The sequence below is a fragment of the Martelella sp. AMO21009 genome, assembly GCF_053484295.1.
Genome location: NZ_JBAKFR010000039.1, coordinates 1 through 24,316 on the forward strand (window position 1 = coordinate 1; position 24,316 = coordinate 24,316).

Annotated in this window: 21 protein-coding genes; 9 read left to right on the forward strand and 12 right to left on the reverse strand. The window is 63.2% G+C overall.

Going from position 1 to position 24,316, the window contains the following annotated elements; genetic code table 11:
• Positions 1-98 precede the first annotated feature (98 nt).
• The 6 genes from xsc to V6766_RS23085 all read right to left on the reverse strand — a co-directional run bounded on the left by xsc (position 99) and on the right by V6766_RS23085 (position 6,843).
• Positions 99-1,880, reverse strand: a complete 1,782-nt coding sequence (gene xsc, locus V6766_RS23060; RefSeq protein ID WP_448470603.1) for a sulfoacetaldehyde acetyltransferase — start codon at positions 1,878-1,880, stop codon at positions 99-101.
• A gap of 12 nt (positions 1,881-1,892) precedes the next feature.
• On the reverse strand, positions 1,893-3,284 hold the full coding sequence (locus tag V6766_RS23065; protein WP_448470605.1) for an NAD(P)/FAD-dependent oxidoreductase: 1,392 nt from the start codon (positions 3,282-3,284) through the stop codon (positions 1,893-1,895).
• Positions 3,285-3,296: 12 nt separating this feature from the next.
• Entirely contained in the window at positions 3,297-3,680 is a 384-nt protein-coding gene (locus V6766_RS23070) for a nuclear transport factor 2 family protein (RefSeq protein WP_448431503.1), read from the reverse strand.
• Between the two features lie 37 nt (positions 3,681-3,717).
• Positions 3,718-5,058 (reverse strand): TRAP transporter large permease, encoded by a 1,341-nt coding sequence (locus tag V6766_RS23075; RefSeq protein WP_448470607.1) that lies wholly within the window; start codon positions 5,056-5,058, stop codon positions 3,718-3,720.
• A complete protein-coding gene (locus V6766_RS23080) occupies positions 5,058-5,615 on the reverse strand; it encodes a TRAP transporter small permease (RefSeq protein WP_448470609.1) in 558 nt (185 codons plus the stop codon). The genes V6766_RS23075 and V6766_RS23080 overlap by 1 nt, the downstream gene beginning before the upstream one ends.
• Positions 5,616-5,841: 226 nt before the next feature.
• Positions 5,842-6,843, reverse strand: a complete 1,002-nt coding sequence (locus V6766_RS23085; protein WP_448470611.1) for a TRAP transporter substrate-binding protein — start codon at positions 6,841-6,843, stop codon at positions 5,842-5,844.
• Positions 6,844-6,966: 123 nt separating this feature from the next.
• Here V6766_RS23085 and pdxR point away from each other — a divergent pair, with 123 nt between their 5' ends.
• Together pdxR and ggt are read left to right on the forward strand one after the other, a co-directional pair.
• Entirely contained in the window at positions 6,967-8,439 is a 1,473-nt protein-coding gene (gene pdxR, locus V6766_RS23090) for a MocR-like pyridoxine biosynthesis transcription factor PdxR (RefSeq protein WP_448470613.1), read from the forward strand.
• Between the two features lie 141 nt (positions 8,440-8,580).
• The gene (ggt, locus tag V6766_RS23095) at positions 8,581-10,383 is read left to right on the forward strand and encodes a gamma-glutamyltransferase (protein ID WP_448470615.1); all 1,803 of its coding nucleotides are present in this window, start codon (positions 8,581-8,583) and stop codon (positions 10,381-10,383) included.
• Positions 10,384-10,637: 254 nt separating this feature from the next.
• On the opposite strand, the gene nusB is transcribed toward ggt, so the two are convergent.
• The 5 genes from nusB to V6766_RS23120 all read right to left on the reverse strand — a co-directional run bounded on the left by nusB (position 10,638) and on the right by V6766_RS23120 (position 14,942).
• Complete coding sequence (gene nusB / locus V6766_RS23100) at positions 10,638-11,105, reverse strand: transcription antitermination factor NusB (protein WP_448470617.1); 468 nt, start codon at positions 11,103-11,105, stop codon at positions 10,638-10,640.
• Between the two features lie 107 nt (positions 11,106-11,212).
• A complete protein-coding gene (nrdR, locus tag V6766_RS23105; protein ID WP_018067664.1) occupies positions 11,213-11,695 on the reverse strand; it encodes a transcriptional regulator NrdR in 483 nt (160 codons plus the stop codon).
• Complete coding sequence (glyA, locus tag V6766_RS23110) at positions 11,695-12,999, reverse strand: serine hydroxymethyltransferase (RefSeq protein ID WP_448470619.1); 1,305 nt, start codon at positions 12,997-12,999, stop codon at positions 11,695-11,697. The genes nrdR and glyA overlap by 1 nt, the downstream gene beginning before the upstream one ends.
• A gap of 154 nt (positions 13,000-13,153) precedes the next feature.
• Positions 13,154-14,440 (reverse strand): L,D-transpeptidase family protein, encoded by a 1,287-nt coding sequence (locus V6766_RS23115; protein WP_448430964.1) that lies wholly within the window; start codon positions 14,438-14,440, stop codon positions 13,154-13,156.
• Positions 14,441-14,561: 121 nt separating this feature from the next.
• Positions 14,562-14,942: a DUF6163 family protein gene (locus V6766_RS23120; protein ID WP_448430966.1), complete on the reverse strand. Its 381-nt coding sequence runs from the start codon at positions 14,940-14,942 to the stop codon at positions 14,562-14,564.
• A gap of 134 nt (positions 14,943-15,076) precedes the next feature.
• On the opposite strand from V6766_RS23120, the gene hemB reads away from it, so the two are divergent.
• The 6 genes from hemB (at position 15,077) to V6766_RS23150 (ending at position 20,573) form a co-directional block, all read left to right on the forward strand.
• Complete coding sequence (gene hemB / locus V6766_RS23125; protein WP_448470621.1) at positions 15,077-16,099, forward strand: porphobilinogen synthase; 1,023 nt, start codon at positions 15,077-15,079, stop codon at positions 16,097-16,099.
• 80 nt (positions 16,100-16,179) lie between these two features.
• The gene (locus V6766_RS23130; RefSeq protein ID WP_448470623.1) at positions 16,180-16,647 is read left to right on the forward strand and encodes an RDD family protein; all 468 of its coding nucleotides are present in this window, start codon (positions 16,180-16,182) and stop codon (positions 16,645-16,647) included.
• Positions 16,648-16,742: 95 nt separating this feature from the next.
• Positions 16,743-17,495, forward strand: a complete 753-nt coding sequence (locus tag V6766_RS23135) for an arginyltransferase (RefSeq protein WP_448470625.1) — start codon at positions 16,743-16,745, stop codon at positions 17,493-17,495.
• A 122-nt stretch (positions 17,496-17,617) separates the two neighbouring features.
• Entirely contained in the window at positions 17,618-18,085 is a 468-nt protein-coding gene (mscL, locus tag V6766_RS23140) for a large conductance mechanosensitive channel protein MscL (RefSeq protein ID WP_448470627.1), read from the forward strand.
• 161 nt (positions 18,086-18,246) lie between these two features.
• Positions 18,247-19,794 (forward strand): serine hydrolase, encoded by a 1,548-nt coding sequence (locus V6766_RS23145; RefSeq protein WP_448470629.1) that lies wholly within the window; start codon positions 18,247-18,249, stop codon positions 19,792-19,794.
• A 149-nt stretch (positions 19,795-19,943) separates the two neighbouring features.
• Positions 19,944-20,573, forward strand: coding sequence for a LysE family translocator (locus V6766_RS23150; protein WP_448470631.1), 630 nt, complete (start codon positions 19,944-19,946; stop codon positions 20,571-20,573).
• A gap of 6 nt (positions 20,574-20,579) precedes the next feature.
• Here V6766_RS23150 and parC read toward each other — a convergent pair whose 3' ends face one another.
• Positions 20,580-22,859, reverse strand: coding sequence for a DNA topoisomerase IV subunit A (gene parC / locus V6766_RS23155; RefSeq protein ID WP_448470633.1), 2,280 nt, complete (start codon positions 22,857-22,859; stop codon positions 20,580-20,582).
• Positions 22,860-23,028: 169 nt separating this feature from the next.
• Here parC and V6766_RS23160 point away from each other — a divergent pair, with 169 nt between their 5' ends.
• Complete coding sequence (locus V6766_RS23160; protein ID WP_448470635.1) at positions 23,029-24,276, forward strand: hypothetical protein; 1,248 nt, start codon at positions 23,029-23,031, stop codon at positions 24,274-24,276.
• The last annotated feature ends 40 nt before the right edge of the window (positions 24,277-24,316 follow it).

Here is a 24,316-nt window from a genome sequence, read left to right on the forward strand (position 1 = left end):
ATCGATTTGCGTCAAATATTCAATAGCTTAAAAGCCATACGCGATTCCCCTGCCCCTTGAGGGGAGAGATTGTTTTCTGCTTGGCCTCAGCCTGCCGCTTACGCAGCGCCTTTCTGCGGGCGCATGTCGCTGGCGTCAATGCCGGCGACGACGACGGGCTTTTTCATCGCGTCGCGGCGGAAGGGTTCGCCGAGTTCCTGGTTGAGGAGCACCTCGATGAAGGTGGTTTCCTTGTTGGCAAGCTGGCGCTCCACGGCTGCTGCAAGCGCCTCGGTGAGCTCCTGCTGGCTGCGGACCTGGACGCCGTGCGCGCCGCAGGCCTTTGCGATTGCGGCATAGGAGGTGTCGCGGTCGAGCTCGGTGCCGACGAAGTTGTTGTCGTACCACAGCGTCGTGTTGCGCTTTTCCGCGCCCCACTGATAGTTGCGGAAGATCACCATGGTGATCGCCGGCCAGTGCTCGCGCCCGCAGGCGGTCATCTCGTTCATGGAAATCCCGAACGCGCCGTCACCCGCAAAGCCGATCACCGGCGTATCCGGATTGCCGATCTTGGCGCCGAGGATCGCGGGGAAACCGTAGCCGCAGGGGCCGAACAGGCCGGGTGCGAGATATTTCCGGCCCTTCTCGAAGGTCGGATAGGCATTGCCGATCGCGCAGTTGTTGCCGATGTCAGAGGAAACGATTGCCTCTTTCGGCACCGCCTGCATGATCGCGCGCCAGGCCTGACGCGGCGACATCAGATCGTGATCGCGTTCGCGCGCGCCCGCGTTCCATTCCGTGCCCGGATCGTCGTCTTCATGATCGAGGCTCGTCAGTTCCTGCGCCCAGCGCGACTTGGTCTGGGACACGAGATGCTTGCGGTCCTCACGCCCGGCATCTCCGGCATTGGCGGAAAGTCCGGCCAGAATGCCGCGCGCCACCTTGCCGGCATCGCCCTGAATGCCGACGGTCACCTTCTTGGTGAGCCCGATGCGCGAGGCATTGATGTCGACCTGGATGATCTTCGCATCCTTCGGCCAGTAATCGATGCCGTAACCCGGCAGGGTCGAGAACGGGTTGAGGCGGGTGCCGAGCGCCAGCACCACATCGGCCTTGGCGATGATCTCCATGCCGGCCTTGGAGCCGTTATAGCCGAGCGGGCCCATGGCCAGCGGGTGCGAGCCGGGGAAGCTGTCATTGTGCTGGTAATTGCTGCAGACCGGCGCATCGAGCCGCTCGGCAAGCTGGATCAGATCCGGGATCGCGCCGGAAAGCACGACGCCAGCGCCCGACAGGATCACCGGGAACTTCGCTTCCGAAAGCAGTTTCGCAGCCTCGGCAACCGCCTGTTCGCCGCCCGCCGGTCGTTCGAAGGCGACAACCTGCGGCAGATCGACATCGATCACCTGGGTCCACATGTCGCGCGGAATATTCATCTGCGCGGGCGCGGAATTGCGCCAGGCTTCCATGATCACCCGGTTCAGCACTTCGGGAATGCGCGAGGGGTCGCGGACCTCTTCCTGATAGCTGACGCAATCGGCGAACAGCCGCATCTGCTCCATTTCCTGGAAACCGCCCTGCCCGATGGTCTTGTTGGCAGCCTGCGGGGTCACCAGCAGCAGCGGGGTGTGGTTCCAGTAGGCGGTCTTGACCGGGGTCACGAAACCGGTGACGCCGGGGCCGTTCTGGGCGATCGCCATCGACATCTTGCCGGTGGAGCGGGTGAAGCCGTCGGCCATGAGGCCGGCATTGGTCTCGTGGGCGCAGTCCCAGAAGGTGATGCCGGCTTTCGGAAACAGGTCGCTGACAGGCATCATGGCAGAGCCGATAATGCCGAAGGCATGCTCGATGCCATGCATCTGCAGAACTTTTACGAAGGCTTCCTCGGTCGTCATTTTCATCGGTATTCTTCCTTATTTCCGCTCGTCACGGTAATGATAGAGTTGATAGAGGCCCCATTGTCCGAGCCGGCGGAAGGGCGTCTTCCAGCCCTCGTGTTTCAGTTCGTTGCCGTAGATCGGCAGATCGGGGATCGGCTCGCCGGCGACAAGCTGCGCCATGCGACGGCCGGCCATGGCTGAATACATCACCCCGTTGCCGCCATAGCCGAGCGAATAATAGGCACCCGGCAGGTCCGGCATGCCGGTGATGCGCGGCATCATGTCGTGGGAGACATCGACCCAGCCCCACCAGCTATAGTCGAGCTCGACATCGGCCAGCGCCGGGAACTTGCGCGCAATAGCGTCGCAGAGCCCCTTGAGATGCGCCGGGTTGGAGGCATCGCGCCCGGTGATCGCGGCGCGCGAACCGATCTGCAGCCGGTTGTCCGGCAGCAGGCGGTAATAGTTGCGCAGCGTGCGGGTGTCGGTCAGCGGCGAAAGCTTCTTGATGCCCACGGACTGCAACTCGTCCTCGGACAGAACCCGCGTGACGACGCTGTTGGACATGATCGGCAGCAGCCGGTCCTTGACCCGTGGATGCAAGCCGCGCGGTGCATAGGCGGCGGTGGCGACCGCCACGCGCTTCGTGCGCACCGTGCCGCGCGGGGTCTTCAGATGGTGGACACCATCCTTGTACTCCCACACCTGAACCGGGCTGTCGGTATGCACCTTGGCGCCCAGTTCGCGGGCAACCCGCAGATAGCCGAAGGCGAGCCTGGCGGCATGGATGCCGGTGCCATCCGGCTCCCACATCGCGCCATGGGCCTCCATGTCACGGGCGACCATCTCATGCAGTTCCTCGCGGGAGAGCATCCGCGCGCCATAGCCGAACTTGTCGTTCAAAAGCCGCGTCTCGGCCTCCAGCGACGGCATGGCGGATGCCTTGTGGGCGATATAGTAATGACCGCCATCCTGCGGCTCGCAGGCGATTGCGTGGTCGCGCACCAGCCCGCGAAACAGGTCGAAGGCCTCGACCATCTCGTCATGCAGCGCGCGTGCGGTCGGAAGGTCCCAGCGCTCGATCCACTGGCTGCGCTTCAGCCGACCGGCGCTGATCTGCGCCTGCCCGCCATTACGGGTGGAGCAGCCATAGGCCACGCCGTTGGCCTCCAGCACGGTCGCCTTGATGCCGTGCATCTTGGCAAGGTGGATCGCGGTCGAAAGCCCGGTATAGCCGGAGCCGATCACCACCGCGTCGACATCCATGTCGGAGGTCACGGGTCCGTCGTCCTCGGGCAAATCACCGGCCGTGCCGATCCAGTAGGTCGGCGCGTAATCGCTGCCCGGGCCGAGCGTGCGGTCGGTCAGGGGATCATAATGCGGATCGAAGGGCTTCGATCCCAGGCGTTTTGCATTGACCTGCATGATCGTCTCACATCACTTGGCGGGTATGGCAGGGCGCTGTTTGCGGATCGCCTGCTTTTCGACAATCTGGCCGTCCCTGATCCGGAACAGGTCGACGCCCTGAACCTCGGTCCGGGTGCCGTCGGGATTGGTGGCGCGGAAGGTCCACTGGCTGACGCCGCGGGTGCCGTCCTCCGACAGGAAATGGCTGTGATCGGCCCACTGGACATCCGGCATCGCGGTCCAGACGCCGACAAAGGCCTTGGCGATCGCCTCCTTGCCCTCGATCCGGTTGCCGTATTCATGATCGCCGGCGACGGTGAAGAACACGCAGTCATCGGCGAAATGGGTCATCACGCCGTCGATGTCGTGGCGGTTGAAGGCGTCGAACGTGGCCTTCAGATCGTCGGCGGACAGTTTCTTGTTATTTGCAGTCATGGGAGTTTTCCTTGCCCTAGTAGCCCATCATCCTCGGCAGCCAGAGAGAGATTGCCGGGAAGCTTGCGATGATGAAGATTGCGATGACCGAGGCGATCGCGAACGGTATTGCGCGCAGGCTGATCCGCTCGATCGAGATCCCGGAAATGCCGGATGCGATGAACAGGTTCTCGCCAAGCGGCGGGGTCTGGAAGCCGACCGACAGCGTGCAAATCATCACGATGCCGAAATGGACCGGGTCGATGCCCATCATGTAGGCGACCGGCAGCATGACCGGCACCAGGATCATGATCGCCGCCAGCGTTTCCATGAACATGCCGATGATCAGCAGCAGGCCGATGACCATGGCCCAGATCACATAAAGATTGTCGGTCAGCGACAGGATACCGCCGGCAATCACGCCCGGCACGTCGTTTTCGACCAGAATCCGGCCGAAGATCGTGGCCGCGAACAGCACCAGCAACACGCGACCGGCAAGCCAGGTCGTGGTGTCGAGCGCCTTGATCACCTGACGGACATCGAGTTCGCGATAGATCACCGCGCCCACGAACAGCGTGTAGAAGATCGCCACGATTGCCGCCTCGGTCGGCGTGAAATAGCCCGAATAGATGCCGCCGAGGATCACCACCGGCGCAAGCAGCGCCCAGAAGCCGTGATAGCCGGCGCTCAAGACGCGGCGCAGCGAGAACGGCTCGTCGGAACCGTGGAAACCGCGGATCCGGCAGCGGATATAGTTCATGGTCAAAAGACCGCCCGCCATCACCACGCCGGGCAGAACGCCGGCGATGAACAGCTTCGAGATCGACACGGATTGGAACACGCCATGCGCCTCGATCGCTTCCGGCGGCGGCTGCATGCCCATTGCCGAAATGCCGAAGATCACCATCGGGATCGAGGGCGGAATGATGATGCCGAGGCCGCCCGCCGCCGCCGTGACGGAGGCCGCATAGCCCGGGCCGTAGCCCTGGCGCGCCATCGCCGGGATCATCAGCATGCCGACGGCGGCCGTGGTTGCGGGGCCGGAGCCCGAGATCGCGCCGAAGAACAGGCAGGCCATGATGGTCGCAGCCCCCAGCCCGCCGGTAAACGGACCGGCAAGGCTTTCGGCAAAGGCGATCAGCCTGCGCGAAAGACCCGCCGCCTCCATCAGCGCACCGGCCAGAATGAAGGCGGGCAGCGCCATCAGCGGGAAGGAGCCCACCGACGACCACGCCATCTGCACCATCTTGATCGGGTTATCGCCGAGATAGAGCATGGCGGCGAGCGAGGCAACGCCAAGCGCCACGGTGATCGGCGCACCGAGGATCAGAAGTCCGAAGAACGAACCGAACAGTATTTCAATCAGCAGGCCGTCCATCAGGGGTGCCTCCGCGCATAGGCGCGCTGCTCGTCGGCGGCGAATTCCATCGTGGCCTCGACGCTCGCCTTGTCCGGATCGGCCGGGTCGATGCCCATGACCAGTTTCATGTAGTTGACCTGCAGGATGCGGATCGTCATCAGCGTGAAGGCGATCGGCAGCGCCAAATAGATGTAGCGCATCTCCCAGCCCAGCGTCTGGGCCTTCACGAACGGCTTCAGACGGCCAATGAAATCGATCGATTCGATGATGAAAACAATGTTGAAGGCGATCCAGAACGCATCGCCGATCGCCTCGACAATGCGGGCCTTCTTGCGCGACATCGCGTTCAACTGGAAGGTGACACGGTTATGCGCGGCGATCCGCGCCGCATAGGACGCGCCGAAATAGGCGAACCAGACGAACAGGATGACCGACAGTTCCTCGATCCAGGTGATCGAGAAACCGAACAACTGGCGGGCGACGATCTGGACGAACAGAAGCGTCACGAACACGGCCAGCAGCACACGGCACACATGGCTTTCGAACTTGTCGACAAATGACCAGAATGCGGACATGGCAACCTCGGGAGGATTGGCGTGGACGGCGATGGCGGGAGGGGCGCGAGGCATGACAGCGGCAGTTGCTCAGGCGCATCCCCCTCCTCGGGTCACCCTCGGGCTTGACCCGAGGGTCCAGGCAATGCTTTCCGAGTGGCCTGGATGCTCGGGTCAAGCCCGAGCATGACGCGGAGAGGAAGGCGAGCCTTGGAGGCGACGGACAGCGCCCGGCGCCCCTCACCCATTACTTCGCCGGTTCGCGGCCGAGCGAGGTCAGCACGTTGTCGAGCACTTCTTTGCCGCCGATCTGGTCGTAGAATTTCGGCCAGACCGCGGTGGTGGCGAGGTCGATGAATTCCTGCTCGTCATTGGCCGGATCGGTGATCTCCATGCCGCGGCTGACGAGTTCTTCCTTGATCTTGGACTCTTCGGCCCTCAGGAATTCCGACGAGGCCTTGGTCGCGGCTTCGCCCGCTGCCAGCACCTGCTTCTGCTCTTCCTCCGACAGGCTTTCAAACAGCGCCTCGGAGATGATCAGCGGCTCGATCGAGAAGATGTAGTGCAGGTTGGTGATATATTTCTGCACCTCGTCGAACTTCATAGCATAGACGGTCATGTAGGGATTGTCCTGGCCGTCGACGACCTTCTGCTGAAGGGCCGCGAAGGTTTCGCCCCAGGCCATCGGGGTCGGGTTCACGCCCCAGCTCTTGTAGGTCTCGATCATGATCTCGTTCTTGGGAACGCGGATCACCAGGCCCTGCAGGTCCTCCACGGTGGAGACCGGCCGCTTGGAGTTGGTCAGCACGCGGAAGCCGGAATAGGCCCAGCCGATGATCCGCACGCCGGCATCCTCGATGGTCTGCTCGATCATCTGCTGGCCGATCTCGCCCTGGGTAAGCTGTTCGGCATCTTCCTGGCTGAGGATCACATAAGGCAGCGTCAGCGTGCCGACCGATGGCGAGAACGGGGTGATGTTGTTGATCGCCAGGATCGAGAAATCGAGCGTGCCGGTGGCGGCGGCCGTCACGGTGTCCTGCTCGTCGCCGAGCTGGCCGTTGAGGAACAGTTTGCCGGTCATTTCGCCGCCGGACTCCTGCTCCAGCGCCGCGATGAAGGCCTTGCCGAGCGCTTCCTGGGTGCCGCCCGCGCCGTCGCCCACGGCAATGCGGTATTCGGTGGCGGCAGCCGGCAGGCTCAGCGCGAGCGCGGCCACGGCGCCGGTCACAAAACGGGTGAGAATGGTCATGTGTAGTCCCCTACTTTTGGATTGGTACGCCGCTTGATTGAGATCGCGGTCGCTTGACGGCCGTCAAGATTGCAGCAAGCGCGGTTCCGCGATATGTCCAGTTTGCAGCTTCGTTAGGTCCAGATGAAAAACACGATCGCAGCCGAGAGCATATTCCTGCGCGCCGCCGACGCCTCGACCCTGCAGGGGCGGCTCGCGGCCGCCCTTGTGCGCGCGATCCTGGAAGGCGGCGCGCGGCCCGGCACCCGCCTGCCGTCGAGCCGCAAACTTGCCGAAGCGCTTGGCCTGTCGCGCATGACGGTAACGCTGGTCTATCAGGAGCTGGTCGGCCAGGGTTATCTCGAAACCCTGCCGCGCTCGGGCGTCGCGGTCGCCGCCACCGCGCCCCATCGCGGATTGAAGGTCGCCGGCGCGACGGCGGGCGACACTTCGCTCGACTGGTCGCAATGGCTTGCCGACCATCCGCCGCCACGGCGGGTGATCCGCAAGCCGGCGGATTGGCGCAGCTATCGCTACCCCTTCATCTACGGCCAGCCCGATCCGCGGCTCTTCGATCACTACGCCTGGCGCGATTGCGCCCGCCGCGCGCTTGGCAGCCGCGATTTCGGCGATCTTTCCACCGATCGCTACGGCAACGACGACCCCCTGCTGATCGACTATATCTGCTCCAACACCCTGCCGCGGCGCGGCATTCATGCCCGGCCGGACGAGGTTCTGGTCACGCTCGGCGCGCAGAACGCGCTCTATATCGTGGTCGAACTCCTGTGCCGGCCCGATCGGCCGGCCGTCACCGAGGAGCCGGGTTATCCCGATATCGCCGAAACGCTGCGCCGCTCGCAAAGCCCGGTCACCTTTCTGCCGGTCGACGGGCTCGGCCTGAACCCGGAAACGCTGCCGGAGGATACGCGGTTGGTGATGATCACGCCCAGCCACCACATTCCGACCGGCTCGACCATGCCGCTCGGCCGCCGCCAGGATCTGCTCAACCGCGCGGCCGCCCAGGATTTCGTGATCGTCGAGGATGACTACGATTTCGAGATGTCCTATCTCGGCCCCTCCGCCCCGGCGCTGAAATCGCTCGATACCGAGGGCCGCGTTCTCTATATCGGCAGTTTCTCGAAGTCGCTGTTTCCCGGCCTCAGGATCGGCTATCTGGTGGCGCCCGCCCCGCTGATCGCCAAGGCGCGGGCGCTGAGAACCATGCTGCTGCGCCATCCGCCCGGCCACCTGCAGCGCATCACCGCCTATTTCCTCGCACTCGGACATTATGACGCCCACATCGTGCGGCTGCGTGGCGCGATGGTGAAGCGGCGCGCGGTGCTGGACCAGGCGCTTGCAAAAAGCTGCCTGACGCTTGAAAGCGCTGCGGTGGCCGGCGGGGCGAGCGTGTGGCTGAGAGGCCCGGACGGGCTCGACAGCGCAAGGCTCGCCGAGGAGCTGAAAGCGGACGGCGTGCTGATCGAACCCGGCGCGGTGTTCTTCGAAAACCCGCCCGAGCCCTGCCCGCTGTTCCGGCTCGGCTACGGCTCGATCGATTCGTCCGATATCCCGCGCGGGATCGAGCTTATCGATGCGGCGGTAAAGCGGGCTGTCTAGGGACAGTAAGTCGATCTTGTCGCCGCGGAGCCGCCCATCAGTTTTGTCACAATGCCACTGCCTTTCCTTGACGCGGCCGAGTATTTCTGGCGCACTCTGCTCAAGCTCGCGCGCTAGCGGGGCAAAAGAGGAGACAGGGGAATGGTGAGATTGATCGCGGGCAGCGCTTTGGTGGCGCTGTTGACTGTTCCGGTCGCGGCCCAGCAGGCCGCCGACTCGGTTGCCCCGGAAATCGGCACGACGGAGGCCGGCTTTTCCGCCGTCTCGCCCGAGGTCGAAGCGGCCCTTGCCGCCAAGGCTGAGGGCAGGCCCGTCGAGGCCGAGAAATGGATGGTCGCCGCCGCCAATCCGCTGGCCGTGGAAGCCGGCGCGCGCGTGCTTGCCGAGGGCGGCAGCGCCGCCGATGCGATGGTAGCCGTGCAGGCGGTTCTCGGCCTTGTCGAGCCGCAATCCTCCGGCATGGGCGGGGGCGCGTTTCTGGTCTGGTACGACGCCGCAACCGACCGGCTGACGACGCTGGACGGCCGCGAGACCGCGCCGCGCGCGGCAACGCCGAAACTGTTTCTCGACGACAATGGCGAACCGCTTCAGTTCTATGATGCCGTGGTCGGCGGTCTCTCGGTCGGCACGCCCGGCACCCCGATGCTGATGGAAGCGGCGCATGAGCGCTGGGGCAAACTCGAATGGCAGGGCCTGTTCGATGATGCGATCGCGCTTGCCGAAGACGGCTTCGCCGTTTCGCCCCGCCTTGCCGGCCAAATCGCCGATGACAGCGAACGCCTCGGCCGCTTCACCACCACCGCCGATTATTTCCTGCCGGGCGGAGAGCCGCTTGCCGCCGGCGATCAACTCCAGAACCCGGCCTATGCCGAGACGCTGACGGCGCTCGCGGCAAATGGCGCCGAGGCCTTCTATTCCGGTTCGATCGCCGAAGATATCGTCGAGAGCGTGCAAGGGGCCGAAGGCAATCCGGGGCTTCTCGCGCTGGAGGATCTTGCCGCCTATCGGGTGATCGAACGCGACCCGGTGTGCGTGGCCTATCACGACTATGACGTCTGCGGCATGGGTCCGCCCTCCTCCGGCGCGCTCACCGTCGGCCAGATCCTCGGCCTCACCGCCGACAAGGACCTCGCATCGCTGGGGCCTGACAACCCGGAAAGCTGGCGGCTGATCGGCGATGCCTCGCGCCTCGCCTTCGCCGATCGCGGTCGCTACATGGCCGACACCGATTTCGTGCCGATGCCGTTGAAGGGCCTGGTCGCGCCGGATTATCTGAGGATGCGTTCCAAACTACTCGACAGCGACCGCGCGCTGGAGACGGTCGAGCCCGGCCTGCCCGCCTGGGACCATGCCATGATCCGCTATGGCGATGGCACCGCCATCGAACTCCCCTCCACCACCCAGATCGTGATTGTCGATGCCGATGGCAACGCGCTTTCGATGACTTCCACCATCGAAAACGGCTTCGGCAGCCGGCTGATGACCAAGTCGGGCTTTCTTCTCAACAACGAGCTTACCGATTTCTCCTTCGCCACACACGACGATGCCGGCTACCCGATCGCCAACCGCGTCGAACCCGGCAAGCGGCCGCGCTCGTCGATGGCGCCGACCATCGTGATGAAGGACGGCAAGCCGGCGCTGGTGATCGGCTCGCCGGGCGGCAGCTCGATCATCGGCTATGTGGCCCAGGCCGTCATCGCCTATCTCGACTGGGACATGAACGTGCAGGAAGCCACCGCCATGCCGCACCTCCTCAACCGCTTCGGAACTTACGACATCGAGGCCGGAACCGATGCGGAGGCGATGGCAGGGCCGCTAGAGGCGATGGGATATGAGGTGAAGATCGGGCCGCAGACGTCCGGCCTGCAGGCGATTGCGATCGAGAACGGCATGCTTTACGGCGGCGCCGACCCACGACGCGAGGGCATCGCGCTCGGGGAGTAACAGCGACGCCCTGCCAGCCGGCGTCGACGATTGAATACGTGCCCCCGAACCTTGCTCCCAATACTCTCTCCCGCTGGCGGGAGAGATGCCCCGACAGGGGCAGTGAGGGTGGCGCGGCATTTCAAGCCGTGAGGGCGTTCGAGGAGATAGTCTCCCCCCTCACTGTCGCTTTCGCGACATCTCTCCCCTCCGGGGCGAGAAGATTGGGGGGCTTTGCGGCGCCGCTTGCGGAGATGATACGCAGTCTGTCAGGATCAGTTGGCGTTGGGCTGGCCGCGTTCGCGGCGGGCTATGCGGTCCAGCACGGCGTGAACAAGCTTGCCCTCCTCGCCCTCGAAAAAGGCGGTGGCGATCTCGACATATTCGGTGACGATGACGGCGGTCGGGACGTCGGGCTTGGAAACGATCTCGAACACGCCGGCCCGCAGGATGGCGCGCAGCGTCGAATCGAGGCGCGACAGGGTCCAGCCTTCCGAGATCGCGCCGGCGATCATCGGGTCGAGCTTCTTCTGGTCCTTCACGACGCCGGTGACGATCGAACGGAACCAGGCCGGGTCGGCCTTCAGATAGGTATCGCCGTCGACTTCCTTGCCGAGACGGTAGACCTCATACTCGGCCAGCACATCGGCAAGCGCGGTTCCGCCGATATCCATCTGATAGAGGGCCTGAACGGCGGCGAGGCGTGCTGCGCCCCGCTGATTGGCGGTCTTTTCCGTGGTCATGATGCTCCTCGCAATCCTGTCAGGATGCGGTCAGTATTTTCGCGCGACAGCGCTCGTTGTGCCGCTAAACCATGGGCGCAAGCGGCTTGCAAGTGTTTTGGCAAATTTCAGTCGTGCTGGACGCCAGTTTCGCGGGCGATCTTCGCCGAAAACTCGGTAATGATCTCCTCGAAATCCTCCGTGGTGGAGAAATCGCGGTAGACCGAGGCGAAGCGGACGAAGGCGACATCGTCGAGGTTCTTCAGCGCTTCCAGCACCAGAAGACCGATTTCCTCCGACTGCACCTCCGGCTCGCCCGAGCTTTCCAGACGCCGGACGATGCCGGAGACGGCCCGCTCGATGCGTTCGCGCTCGACCGGGCGCTTGCGCAGCGCGATCTCGAAGGAGCGCACCAGCTTGTCGCGGTCAAACGGCACCTTGCGGCCATTCTTCTTGACCACGACGAGCTCGCGCAACTGCACGCGCTCGAACGTGGTGAAGCGCCCGCCGCAATCCGGACAGACGCGCCTGCGGCGGATGGACGTGTTGTCCTCCGCCGGGCGCGAATCCTTGACCTGGGTATCAGGCGAATTGCAGAACGGGCAGCGCATCAGCCCATATAGCCATACATCGGGAAGCGCGCGGTGAGGTTCACCACCTTGTCGCGCACCGCAGCCTCGACGGCGGCATTGCCCTCGTCGGAGTTGACCTGCTTCAGACCGTCGAGCACCTCGACGATCAGCGAACCGATCTCGGCGAATTCCTTCTCGGTGAAGCCGCGCGTGGTGCCGGCCGGGGTGCCGAGACGGACGCCGGAGGTCACGAACGGCTTTTCCGGGTCAAAGGGAATGCCATTCTTGTTGCAGGTGATGTAGGCGCGGCCAAGGGCGGCCTCGGCGCGCTTGCCGGTAGCGTTCTTCTTGCGCAGGTCGACAAGCATGGAATGGTTGTCGGTGCCGCCGGAGACGACATCAAGCCCGCCTTCCATCAGCGAGGCGGCGAGCGCCCGGGCGTTCTTCACCACCTGCTCGGCATACTGCTTGAATTCCGGCTGCAGCGCCTCGCCGAAGGCAACGGCCTTCGCGGCGATGATGTGCATCAGCGGGCCGCCCTGCAGGCCGGGGAACACGGCCGAATTGACCTTCTTGGCGATATCGGCGTCATTGGTCAGCACAACGCCGCCGCGGGGGCCGCGCAGCGATTTGTGGGTTGTGGTGGTAACCACATGGGCATGCGGACACGGAGACGGATGCACGCCGCCTGCGACCAGACCAGCGATATGGGCCATGTCGACCATCAAATAGGCGCCGATCGAATCGGCGATCTCGCGGAAACGCTTCCAGTCCCAGATACGCGAATAGGCCGTGCCGCCTGCTATGATCAGCTTCGGACGATGCTCTTCCGCCTTGGCAGCGACCTCATCCATATCGATGCGGTTGTCTTCCCTGGAAACGCCGTAGGAGACCACGTTGAACCATTTGCCCGACATGTTGACCGGCGAACCATGGGTCAGGTGCCCGCCCGAATTGAGGTCGAGACCCATGAAGGTGTCACCCGGCTGCAACAGCGCCAGGAACACGGCCTGGTTCATCTGCGAGCCGGAATTCGGCTGGACGTTGACATATTCGACGCCGAACAGCTTCTTGGCGCGCTCGATCGCCAGTTCCTCGGCGATATCGACGAACTGGCAGCCGCCGTAATAGCGCTTGCCCGGATAGCCCTCGGCATATTTGTTGGTCATGATCGAGCCCTGAGCCTCGAGCACGGCGCGCGAAACGATGTTTTCCGACGCGATCAGCTCGATCTCGTGACGCTGACGACCGAGTTCCTTGCCGATCGCATCAAAGATATCGGGATCGGTGTCGGCAAGCGAACGGTTGAAGAAGTTCTCGGTAAACGCGGTCTGACTGGTCATCGCGGGCTCCTCAGGGTTTATCGCGGAAGCATTCCGTAAAGGCGCTTGCGTTCTAACGCCGGCCTTCAAAACGTGCAATAGACGAATGCCGCCGCCAAGCATCGCTCAGCGGCGGCATTTTCGTAACCGAATACGTCGGATAGGCCGGAACGGTTTATTCGATGCCGGTCGTGGTCTGCAGCGCCAGTTCCGGCGCGCCGTCGAGATTGTAGATATCGTCGCGGAACTGCACGATCCCGTCCTTGGTCGACCATGCGGTGATGTAGACGAAATGGTTCGGCACCGGATCGGCAAGGTTCACCGGCGTGGAAATGCCGGCATGGATCGTTTCCTCGATCTTCTGGCGGTTCCAGCCGGGCGTGTTCTTCAACAGCCAGACGTCGAGGTCGCGAACGTTCTCGATGCGGACGCAGCCCGATGATTCGAAGCGCAGTATGTCGTTGAACAGCGACTGGCTCGGCGTATCATGCATGTAGACGGCATGCTTGTTGTGGAAGTTGATCTTGGTCGAGGCCATGGCGCTGTTGGGACCCGGATCCTGACGGAAGGTCAGGTTGGGCGCCTTTTCGGCATTCCAGTCCACCGTCAGCGGATCGACTTCCTGGCCCTTGTTGTCATAGAGCCGGATCTTGTTGTCGACCAGATAGTTCGGGTCCTCGCGCATCAGCGGCATGATATCCTTCTGGATGATCGAGCGCGGCACGGTCCAGGGCGGGTTGAAGATGATTTCGAAGATCTTCGAATTCAGAAGCGGCGTCGGTCGCGACGGACGTCCGACAATGGCGACATTGCGCAGCGCCACGACATTGTTTTCCACCGCTTCGCAATAGGCTGCCGGAATATTGACCAGAACGTAGCGCTGGCCGAGATCGGAACCGAGATCCTCGACGCGCGCCAGATTGGTTTCAAGCTGGGCGAGACGCACGGCGGCGCTGACGTTGAGCGCCTTCAGCGTGTACTCGTCGATATAGCCGGTTTCGGCGAGGCCGTGACGGGCCTGGAACCGCTTCACCGCGCCCTGCACATAGGAATCGTAGGAATCGGAAATGCCCGCTTCCTGCGGCAGGTCGCCGGAGACGATCAGGCGCTGGCGCAACTGGCGCACCGACGGATCATAGACGCCGAACTGAAGCGGCACATTGGGATGCACTTCCGGCCAGCCGCCATTGGCGTTGATCCGCTGATATTCCGCCATCGCCTGCATGATGTTCATCGGCGCGTTGGGGCTGAGGATCGGCTGGTTGGAGCTGACGGCGGCCTGCGCGCGCGAGGTGACGGCGTCAAACTGCTCGTCCCATTTGCCGCGACCGGGCGTGTTGATCAAAGCGTCGACGGCCGATTGCGCGGCGGCAAGCTTCGGCAGCGCCACAGCGCCCGCAGCGGCGGCGATGAAACCGCGTCGCGACACGGTCCTGACGGTCTTGTTCAGGTCTTTTGTCATAGAATCCAGTTCTCTTCTGTCCCGCGGGCGTCGAGGACGCCTCTATGGATGTGCCTTGCACATCAATATGGCCAATTGTTGTCGGGTTTCAAATCGATCCCGACGGCATTTTCGGCAGATTCTAGCGCCGACGAATGAAGGCAAGGTAAATCCAGAAAGCGGCGTAGAGGCCAAACAACAAAACGTGAATGCCGATGAGCGCGGCGGCGGTCCCGACCAGGAACATTTCGACGGCCGCTCCGATGGCCCAGAGCACCAGCCCCCAACCGACGCCGAACCAGAGCCCAGCCGCGGCGGCGGGATAGGCGACCGCGAGCACGACCTCGACGATGCGCTCGTTGGAACTGACGAGATCGAACCGGCCCGTGCCGGCAAGGCCGATCAGCTCCGCCCAGTTGTAAAGCGCGATCGCCATCAAGAACGCGGCCACGCAGCGCTTGAAGACCATGAAGGCCATCTGCGAAAAACTGGGTTGTGGCGGACGGTTCTGCTCGGAATTCATCGCCGCCTTATACGCTTCAAAAATCGAAGTTACAAACCCTGACGTAGCACCGTGAAGCGACAAAATGGCGTGTTTGTCCGGGCGGTGCGACATGCTACAAGCCGGACCTGAACAGGAAAGCGCCGGAGAAGACAATGAGCGAGCCGAACGACAAGACCCATCTCGTGGACAGGATCACCGGTCACCGCCGCATGCGCCGCATCCGCAAGGCCGACTGGACCCGCCGGCTGGTGCGCGAAAACAGGCTCACGGTGGATGATCTGATCTGGCCGGTCTTCGTCATTCCGGGCGACAATATCGAGGAACCGATCCCGGCCATGCCGGGGGTTTCCCGCATGAGCGTCGACCGGCTGGCGGAGGCGGCGAAGAGGGCCGAGGGTCTCGGTATTCCGGCAATCGCCACCTTCCCCAATATCGAGCTTGAAAAGCGCGACATGTCGGGGTCGGAAATCCTCAACCCCGACAATCTGATCAACCGCGCCACGCGGGCGCTGAAGAAGGCCGCTCCTTCTCTCGGCGTGATCACCGACGTCGCGCTCGACCCGTTCACCAGCCACGGCCATGACGGCATCCTCACCGGCGACGAGATCGTCAACGACGCGACCGTCGACCATATCTGCGAGGCAGCCGTCGCCCAGGCCGAGGCCGGCGCCGATATCATCGCGCCTTCGGAAATGATGGACGGCCGCATCGGCGCGATCCGCGAGCGCCTCGACATGGCGGGATTTCAGAACGTAGGAATCATGTCCTATGCGACGAAATTCTCCTCCGGCTTCTACGGCCCCTACCGCGAGGCAATCTCGACCAAGGGACTGTTGAAGGGCGACAAGGCGAGCTATTACATCGACACCGCCAACGGCACAGAGGCGCTGCGCGATGCAGCGCTCGACGTCGAGGAAGGCGCGGACATGCTGATGGTGAAGCCAGGCCTGCCCTATCTCGACATCTGCTGGCGCATCAAGGAGGCCTTCGGCCTGCCGGTATTCGCCTATCAGGTCTCCGGCGAATACGCGATGATCAAGATGGCCGCCGAGCGCGGTGCGATCGACGGCGACCGGGTGATGATGGAAACGCTGCTGTCGTTCAAGCGCGCCGGCTGCGACGGAATTTTGACCTATTTCGCGATCGAGGTCGCGGAAAAGCTGGCGAAATCATAGTCTCGAGGGGCTGAATTATTGCATTCCCCCGGCCAATCCCCACATCGGGTCTGGAACCACGATTGACAACGGAGACATCGATGAGCCTCGAACGCGACATGACCTATTCGGCCCCGCCGGCCAGCGACGCCTATTCCGGCGTGCTGTCGCGGCGCGTTCTGGCGTTCATCTGCGACTACATCATCATTGCCATCCTCTGGGTGCCGGCTGCGGTGGTGTTGTTCTTCGTCGGCATCGCGACACTCGGCCTCGCCTTCTTTCTCTATCCGGTGCTCTATTTCATCGTGGCAGGGCTTTATTTCGGCTTCAGCCTCGGCGGCTCGGCCCAGGCTTCGCCCGGCATGCGGGCGATGGGCCTCAGGATGCTGCGCACTGATGGGCTGAAGATCGATTTCCTGACCGCGCTGGTGCATCTGGCGCTGTTCTGGCTGTTCAACTCGCTGCTGACGCCGCTGATCCTGCTGGTCGGTCTCTTCACCGACCGCAAGCGTCTGCTGCATGATTTCCTGATCGGCGCCGTCGTGGTGCGCGAGGAAGCGCGCTATTGAACTGCGGGAAACGCTCATCCCGCAAATCAGAAAGGTTGACGTTCCCGCGAATTGCGCCATCCTGTGATTAAGTTTCGTTGCATGGTGCGCCGGGCATGAATACGCAAACCACTCAGTCGCCACAGTTCTATCTGACCGCGCCGGCGCAATGCCCCTATCTCGAGGCGGAGCGCGAGCGCAAGGTGTTCACCCATCTCGTCGGCCCGCGCGCCGGCGAGATGAACGACCTTCTGACCCAGGGCGGGTTCCGCCGCTCGCAGAACATCGCCTATCGCCCGGCCTGCGAACACTGTCGCGCCTGCGTTTCCGTGCGCATCGTCGCCGGTGAATTCGTCCCCGGCCGCTCGCTGCGCAAGACCCAGGCCAGAAACGCCGATCTCGTCGGCACCGAGCGGCCTGCCTTTGCCACCGCCGAGCAGTTCGACCTGTTTCGCACCTATCTCGACAGCCGCCACCAGCGCGGCGGCATGGCCGACATGAGCCTCGATGATTACAAGGTGATGGTCGAGGAAACCCATGTGGAGACCCGCCTTATCGAGTATCGCGTGGCGACCGGCCTGCTGGAGGAGGAAGGCGAGCTGGTGGCCGTCGCGCTTTCCGATTTCATGGTCGACGGGCTGTCCATGGTCTATTCCTTCTTCAACCCGGCCTATGTGAAACGCTCGCTCGGCAGCTACATGATCGTCGACCATGTGGAACGCGCCCAGACGATGGGTCTGCCTTACGTCTATCTCGGCTATTGGGTGAAGGGTTCCCGGAAGATGGACTACAAGAAACGCTTCCAGCCGCAGGAACATCTGACCGGCCAAGGCTGGGAACGCGCCGACCCGGGCGATTTCGAAGCCTAGCCCGTCACGCCGTTCCGTATTTTTCGCCCGCCCCATGTAGAAGCCGGCGCGTCCCTGCGCTAAATTCCCTGACGATTATCAATGCGATGCGCCAGCGCATCGCCGAACAGGGGTCAGAACGCATGCTGAAAGAGTTCCGTGATTTCATCGCAAGAGGCAATGTCGTCGATATGGCGGTCGGCATTATCGTGGGGGCCGCCTTTACCGCGATCGTCCGTTCGGTAGTCTCCGACCTGATCGACCCGGTCATCGGCCTGATTATCGGCGGCATCGATTTCTCGGACATGTATGTGGTTCTGAGCGGCAGCGTGCCGGACGGCGCGAGCCTTGCGGCCGCGCGCGAGGAAGGAGCTGCGATCTTCGCCTATGGCGCCTTCATCACCGCGGTCATCAACTTCATGATCATCGCCTTCGTCGTGTTCATGCTGGTCAAGGCGATCAACCGCATGCGCGCGGCCGCCGAGGCCCACAGGAAGGCCGCCGAGGAGCAGGCCGCCGTGGCCGACCCGCCGCCCGGCCCGAGCGAACTCCAGGTCCTGCTCGAAATCCGCGACGAGCTGAGAAAGCGGGACGCCAATACCGCATCGTGAAACGCGGTTTCGCGCCAAAGGCGCGGCTTGCAAACGCAGTCCGTTTCCGAGAATATAAGCTATTGCTTATTGAATGAAGGCCGCGAAAGCGGCTTTCGTCGCGCGGTCGAGGGGGACGACCGCCGCGGTGCCTTGGTTGCTCCCCGCAATGGGAAAGCCGCATGTCCACCTTCCGCCTCGTCGCAACGGCGACCGTTTTCGCCCTCCTGCCGCTTGCCGCCGGAGCGGATGACCTGCCGCCCTCGCGCACTTCAGCACTGCCGGTTCCGCCCGGCCAGATCGACAGGGCCGTGGAGTCGCTGGATGGCATCGTCGCGGAGATCCAGGAGCGCAGCGGCGTTCCCGGCATCGCGGTCGCCGTCGTTCATGATGGCGAGACCCTCTATGCCAAGGGCTTTGGGCTTCGTGGCGAGGGCGATGCGCCGGTGACCGCCGAAACCGTGTTCCAGATCGCTTCCGTGTCGAAATCGATCGCAGCCACCGTCGTCGCCAGGCAGGTGAGCGAGGGCGTGGTCTCCTGGGACAGCCGGATGCAGGACCTGCTGCCCTGGTTCAGGCTTTCCGATCCCGCAATCACCGCGCGGGTAACAGTTGGCGACCTGTTTTCCCACCGCTCCGGCCTGCCGGACCATGCCGGCGACGATCTCGAGGATCTCGGCTTCGGCCGGGAGATCATTCTGGAGCGCCTCGCCCAGTTGCCGCTCACCCCTTTCCGCACCAGCTACGCCTATACCAATTTCGGCCTGACGGCAGCGGCCGAGGGCGTGGCGCAGGCTTCCGGCATGGCGTGGAGCGACCTCGTATCACAGTCGCTTCTCGAACCGCTCGGCATGGCGACCGCCAGCGCGCGGTTCGATGACTTCATGGCCCGCGACAACCGGGCCGTGCCGCAGGCGCTGCAGCCCTCGGGCAGCTTCGCGCCGCTGTTCCAGCGCAACCCGGATGCGCAGTCGCCTGCGGGCGGCATGAGCGCCTCGGTGGAAGACATGGCGAAATGGATGAAGATGGTGCTTAACGAAGGCGGCGACCTGATCGACCCCGACGCGCTGATGCCGGCGCTCAGCCCGCAGGCCTTTTCCGGCAGACCACATGTGGCCGATGAACGCCCGGGTTTTTACGGCTACGGCTTCAATACCGGCGTCTCCTCCAGCGGCCGGGTGGTGCTCAGCCATTCCGGCGCCTTCATCATGGGCGCGGCCACGGCCTTCACCCTGATCCCTTCGCTCGATCTCGGCATCATCACGCTCACCAACGCCTCGCCGGTCGGCGTGCCGGAATCGATCAACGCCGCCTTCGCCGATATCGCCCAGACCGGCGCAATCGAGCGCGACTGGTTTTCGGGGTATAACCCGCTGTTCATGAGCTTTTACGAACCGCTCGGCCATACCGCGGGCATGCCCTTCCCGGAAGCCGCCGCGCCCGCCCCGGCCTTCGAAACCCTGACCGGGACCTATGGCAACGCCTATTTCGGCACGGTCGAAATCCGCGAAACGAGCGGCCAGCTCACTCTCTACGCAGGCCCTGAAGACATGGCCTTCCCCCTGAAACACTGGGACGGCAGCACCTTCGTCTTCGACATCGAAACGGAAAACGCCGCGATCGCCTCTCGCTCGATGGCAACGTTCACCGGCGGTGGTGGCGAGGCCGAGATGCTCGAGATTGAGCTGTTTTCCGTGGATGGCGTGCCGGGTCAGTTCGAGCGGATGTGAAGAAGCAACCACGCGTGGCAAGCTGACGAAAATTCGTGCTTGCCTTGTTCTTGATTTGTTCATACACTTAACCCCGTCTTCAACCGCAGGACGGCATGAGGTCTCGATCCGCCCTCCGTGCCGGCGCAGCAAGCTGAAAGCGTCGTCTCATGCTCAGTGAATATCTGCCACAACTCATGCTCGCATGGTCCATCCTGCTCGTCGGCGTGTTTTCGCCGGGGCCGAGCGTAATGCTGATCCTGGGTGTCGCCATGGGCCAGGGGCGCGGCGCTGCGGTGGCGACGGCGCTGGGGGTCGCCTGCGGCAGCATGACGCTTTCGATCGCCACCGTGCTCGGCCTGTCGATCATTTTCGCAGAGCTCGCCCATGCGATGGAGATCGTGCGCTTTGTGGGCGCTGGCTATCTGTTCTTCCTGGCGTTCAAATCCTTCGGCAAGATGCTCAATCCGCCGCCGCTTGCGCCGCTCACGCCAGGGCTGCGCTCGTTCCGGCGGCAGGTCGCCGGCGGCTATCTGCTGCAGGTCTCCAACCCGAAGGCCATCATGTTCTGGCTGGCAATCGCCGGCGTCGGCGGCGTTGGCGATGCCCCCGCCCATATCGTCGTGCTGTTCGTCGCCGGATCATTCCTCATGTCCTTCACCGGCCACGGCGCCTATGCGTTGCTGCTCTCCAGCGCCATGGTCCGCGCCGGCCTCACCCGCTTCCGCCGCGTGGTGGAAGCCGCGCTTGGCGGCTTCTTCGTATTCGCCGGCGTGAAACTGCTGACGGCGAAGGTGTGACGGCCCCTACCCCCTGAACTTGCCGTTCCTCGGAAAGCCCTTGGGCGCGATGCGGCCGGCCATGGCGCGGTCGCCGCGCCATTCCAGCAGTTCATCGGCGGTGCGCATATGGGTGCGGCCGGCGCTGTCGGTCCAGCTAAGGCCGTCGGCGATGGCGAAGCATTTGGCATCCGACAGGCCACCATCCTTGTAGCGCTGCAGGCGCACGCCCTTGCCGCGGGCCATCTCGGCGACCTGCGACATCGGAAACACGATCAGCTTGCGGTTTTCGCCGATGACGGCGATGTGGTCGCCCGCTGCCGGCGTCAAAAGCTTGACTTCGTCCTTGGCCGACACATTCATCACCTGCTTGCCCTTGCGGGTGTTGGCGACCATCTGGTCTTCCTCGATGATGAAGCCGTTGCCGGCGGTGGAAGCGATCAGCTGCTTGCGGCCGGCCTCATGCACGAAGGCGGTGACGACGTCCTGGTCGGCATCGATATCGACCATGATCCTGAGCGGCTCGCCATGGCCGCGCCCGCCGGGCAGCTTGTCCGCGCCGAGCGTGAAGGCCCGCCCGCCGGTGGTGATGATCAAAAGCTTGTCCGTGGTCTGGGCCGGGAAGGCGAGCTTCAGGCCATCGCCCTCCTTGAACGAGACGCCGGAGGTGTCGACATGGCCCTTCAGCGCCCGGATCCAGCCCTTTTCGGAGATGACGACAGTGATCGGCTCCTTCTCGATCATCGCCTGCTGGATCGCCTCGACATCGGTATCGGGCGCGATATCGAAGGTCGAGCGGCGGCGGCCGAGTTCGGTGGCCTTGGCGAAGGTCTTCTTGACCTCGCCGATTTCCCAGGCGACCGTCTGCCACTGCTTTTCCTCGGAGGCGAGCAGCGCCTCGATCTCCGCCTTTTCCGCCGTCAGCGCATCGAATTCCTTGCGGATTTCGATTTCCTCCAGCTTGCGCAGAGCGCGCAGCCGCATGTTGAGGATCGCTTCGGCCTGCACATCGGTGATCTCGAACCGGGCGATCATCACCTGCTTCGGCTCATCCTCCTCGCGGATGATCTTGATCACCTCGTCGAGGTTCAGATAGGCGACCAGCAGGCCGCCGAGAATTTCAAGCCGGCGGTCGATCGCGGCAAGACGATGGCGGGAACGGCGTTGCAGCACTTCGCGGCGGTGGCCGAGCCATTCCTTCAGCACGTCGACAAGGCCCATCACCTTCGGCACCTTGCCCTGCGACAGGACATTCATGTTCATCGAGAAGCGCTGTTCGAGATCGGTGAGCTTGAACAGCGATTCCATCAGCAGCGCCGGGTCGACCGCGCGCGATTTCGGCACCAGAACGACGCGGATGTCCTCGGCCGATTCGTCCTGGATATCCTCCAGAAGCGGCAGGCGGCGGGCGATCAGGAGTTCGGCGATCTTCTCGATCAGCCGCGATTTCTGCACGCCATAGGGAATTTCGGTAACGACGATCTGATAGTTGCCGCGTCCGAGGTCTTCCTTCTCCCAGCGCGAGCGCAGCCTGAAGCCGCCGCGGCCGGTCTTGTAGGTCTCGACCATCGAGGCGAAATCCTCGACGATGATCCCGCCGGTCGGGAAGTCCGGCCCCTGGATCATGTTCGCCTTCGACCCGTCGGCGTCCGGCAGCGTCATGATGTCCTCGACGGTGGCGTCGGGATGCTTGATCAGGTAGATCGCCGCCTCGCACAGCTCATGGGCATTGTGCGGCGGGATCGAGGTCGCCATGCCGACGGCGATGCCGGTTGAGCCGTTGGCGAGCAGGTTCGGGAAGGCTCCGGGCATCACCACCGGCTCCTCGTCCTCCTCGTTATAGGTCGGGCGGAAATCGACGGCATCCTCGCCGATGCCTTCCAGCATCAGCGCGGCGACATCCGTCATGCGCGCCTCGGTGTAGCGCATGGCGGCCGCGCTATCGCCGTCGATATTGCCGAAATTGCCCTGTCCGTCGACCATCGGATAACGCTGGGCGAAATCCTGCGACAGGCGCACCAGCGCATCGTAGATCGAGCCGTCGCCATGGGGGTGGAACTTACCCATGACATCGCCGACGATGCGGGCGCATTTCTTGTAGGCGGCGTTCGGGCGCACCCCGATCTCGCTCATGCCGTGGATGATGCGGCGGTGCACGGGCTTCAGCCCGTCGCGTACATCCGGCAGCGCCCGGTGCATGATCGTTGACAGCGCATAGGCGAGGTAGCGTTCCTCAAGGGCCTTGCGCAGGTCCACGGCATCCGTATGTCCATCGCCATTTTCAGGCGGCGTAATTTCTTTTCCCATGGGTTTCTGTTAGAGGATACAACCCTCGCCCGCAAGGCGGGGACGCCCGCAATCCCCTGAAAACAAGGGAAAACGCGCCGCATTCACCGGGCATTCATAGCAAAATTGCAATTCGGCCTTATATGGCCAATAAACCGTAGCGCAACATCTCATTTTCAGGGAGCACTTCATGCCCACATCACGTCTCACGCAGCTTCTTCTCGCAGGCAGTTTTATGGCCGCATCGGGCGCTCCCGCGTTTGCCCTCGATACCGACGATCTGATGGCCAAGCTGAAAGCCGTCACCGAAAAACAGTCGCAAATGACCTTCACCTATGACAGCGTCGAGGAAGGCTCGGACGGCAGCGTGACGATCTCGGGCATGGAATTTTCGCCCTTGCCTGGAGCGGGCGAGGAGATGGACGAGTTCAAGCAGAAGGCGCCGATCACGCTCAACCTTCAGGACGTTCAGGAAAATGCCGACGGCAGCTACCTGATTGGCAAGTCGATGGCGTCCGACATGGCCTTCATGATGGAAGACGCGGAAATCGCCATCGCCTCGATCACCGAGACCAATATCCATGTGCCCGCCGGCGCCGATCTCGCGGTTCTTTCCGGCTGGGGTTATGGCGAGAACACCGAGGTCAAGAACATCACCGTCACCTTCGACGGCAACAAGCTGCTGACGATCGATGATGCTTCCGCCAAGCAGCATTTCAACGACGCGCGGACCCAGGCCGATTATCTCGCGGATGTCACCGGGATTTCGCTCGACCTTTCGCAGGTCGACGACCTGAAGCCCGACGCCCGCGCGACGCTGGAAGAGCTCGATCTGCTGCAGACCACATCCACATTCACGATCAGCGGGAACTGGGATCTGGAAACGGGCGATCTCAATGTCGCCACCTACAGCCTCGCCACGGAAAATGTCGGCACGCTCGACTTCGGCATGGGACTGACCGGCGTCACGCTGGAAACGCTGGAAACGCTGCAGAAGATTTCAGAGATCGCCCAAAGCGAGGAGATGGAGGAGGCCCCTGCGGACGGCACCTCATCGGAACAGGAAAATCCCTACCAAGCTGAATTGATGCAGCTCGGCCAGACCATCGGCGTCAGCGGACTGTCGATCAAGTTCACCGATGACAGCATCACCAACCGACTGATCCAGACGATCGCGAAGGAAAAGAACATCTCGTCCGATGCGCTGATTTCCGAGTGGAAGGGGCAGATGACGGCGGGCCTCGCCGGGCTGGAAATGCCCGACCTAGCCGCCTCCGTCTCGTCCGCGGTCGATGCCTATCTGGCCGATCCGCAGAACTTCTCCATCAGCATCAAACCGCAGATGCAGATGCCGGTGCTGGCCGTCGTGATGGCGGGCGCCGCCGCGCCCAAGGCCATCCCCCAGCTTCTCAATCTCGAGATCAAGGCCAATCAGTAAGACAAGACCTTCGTAACTGGCCCCGGCGGAACGTCTGCCG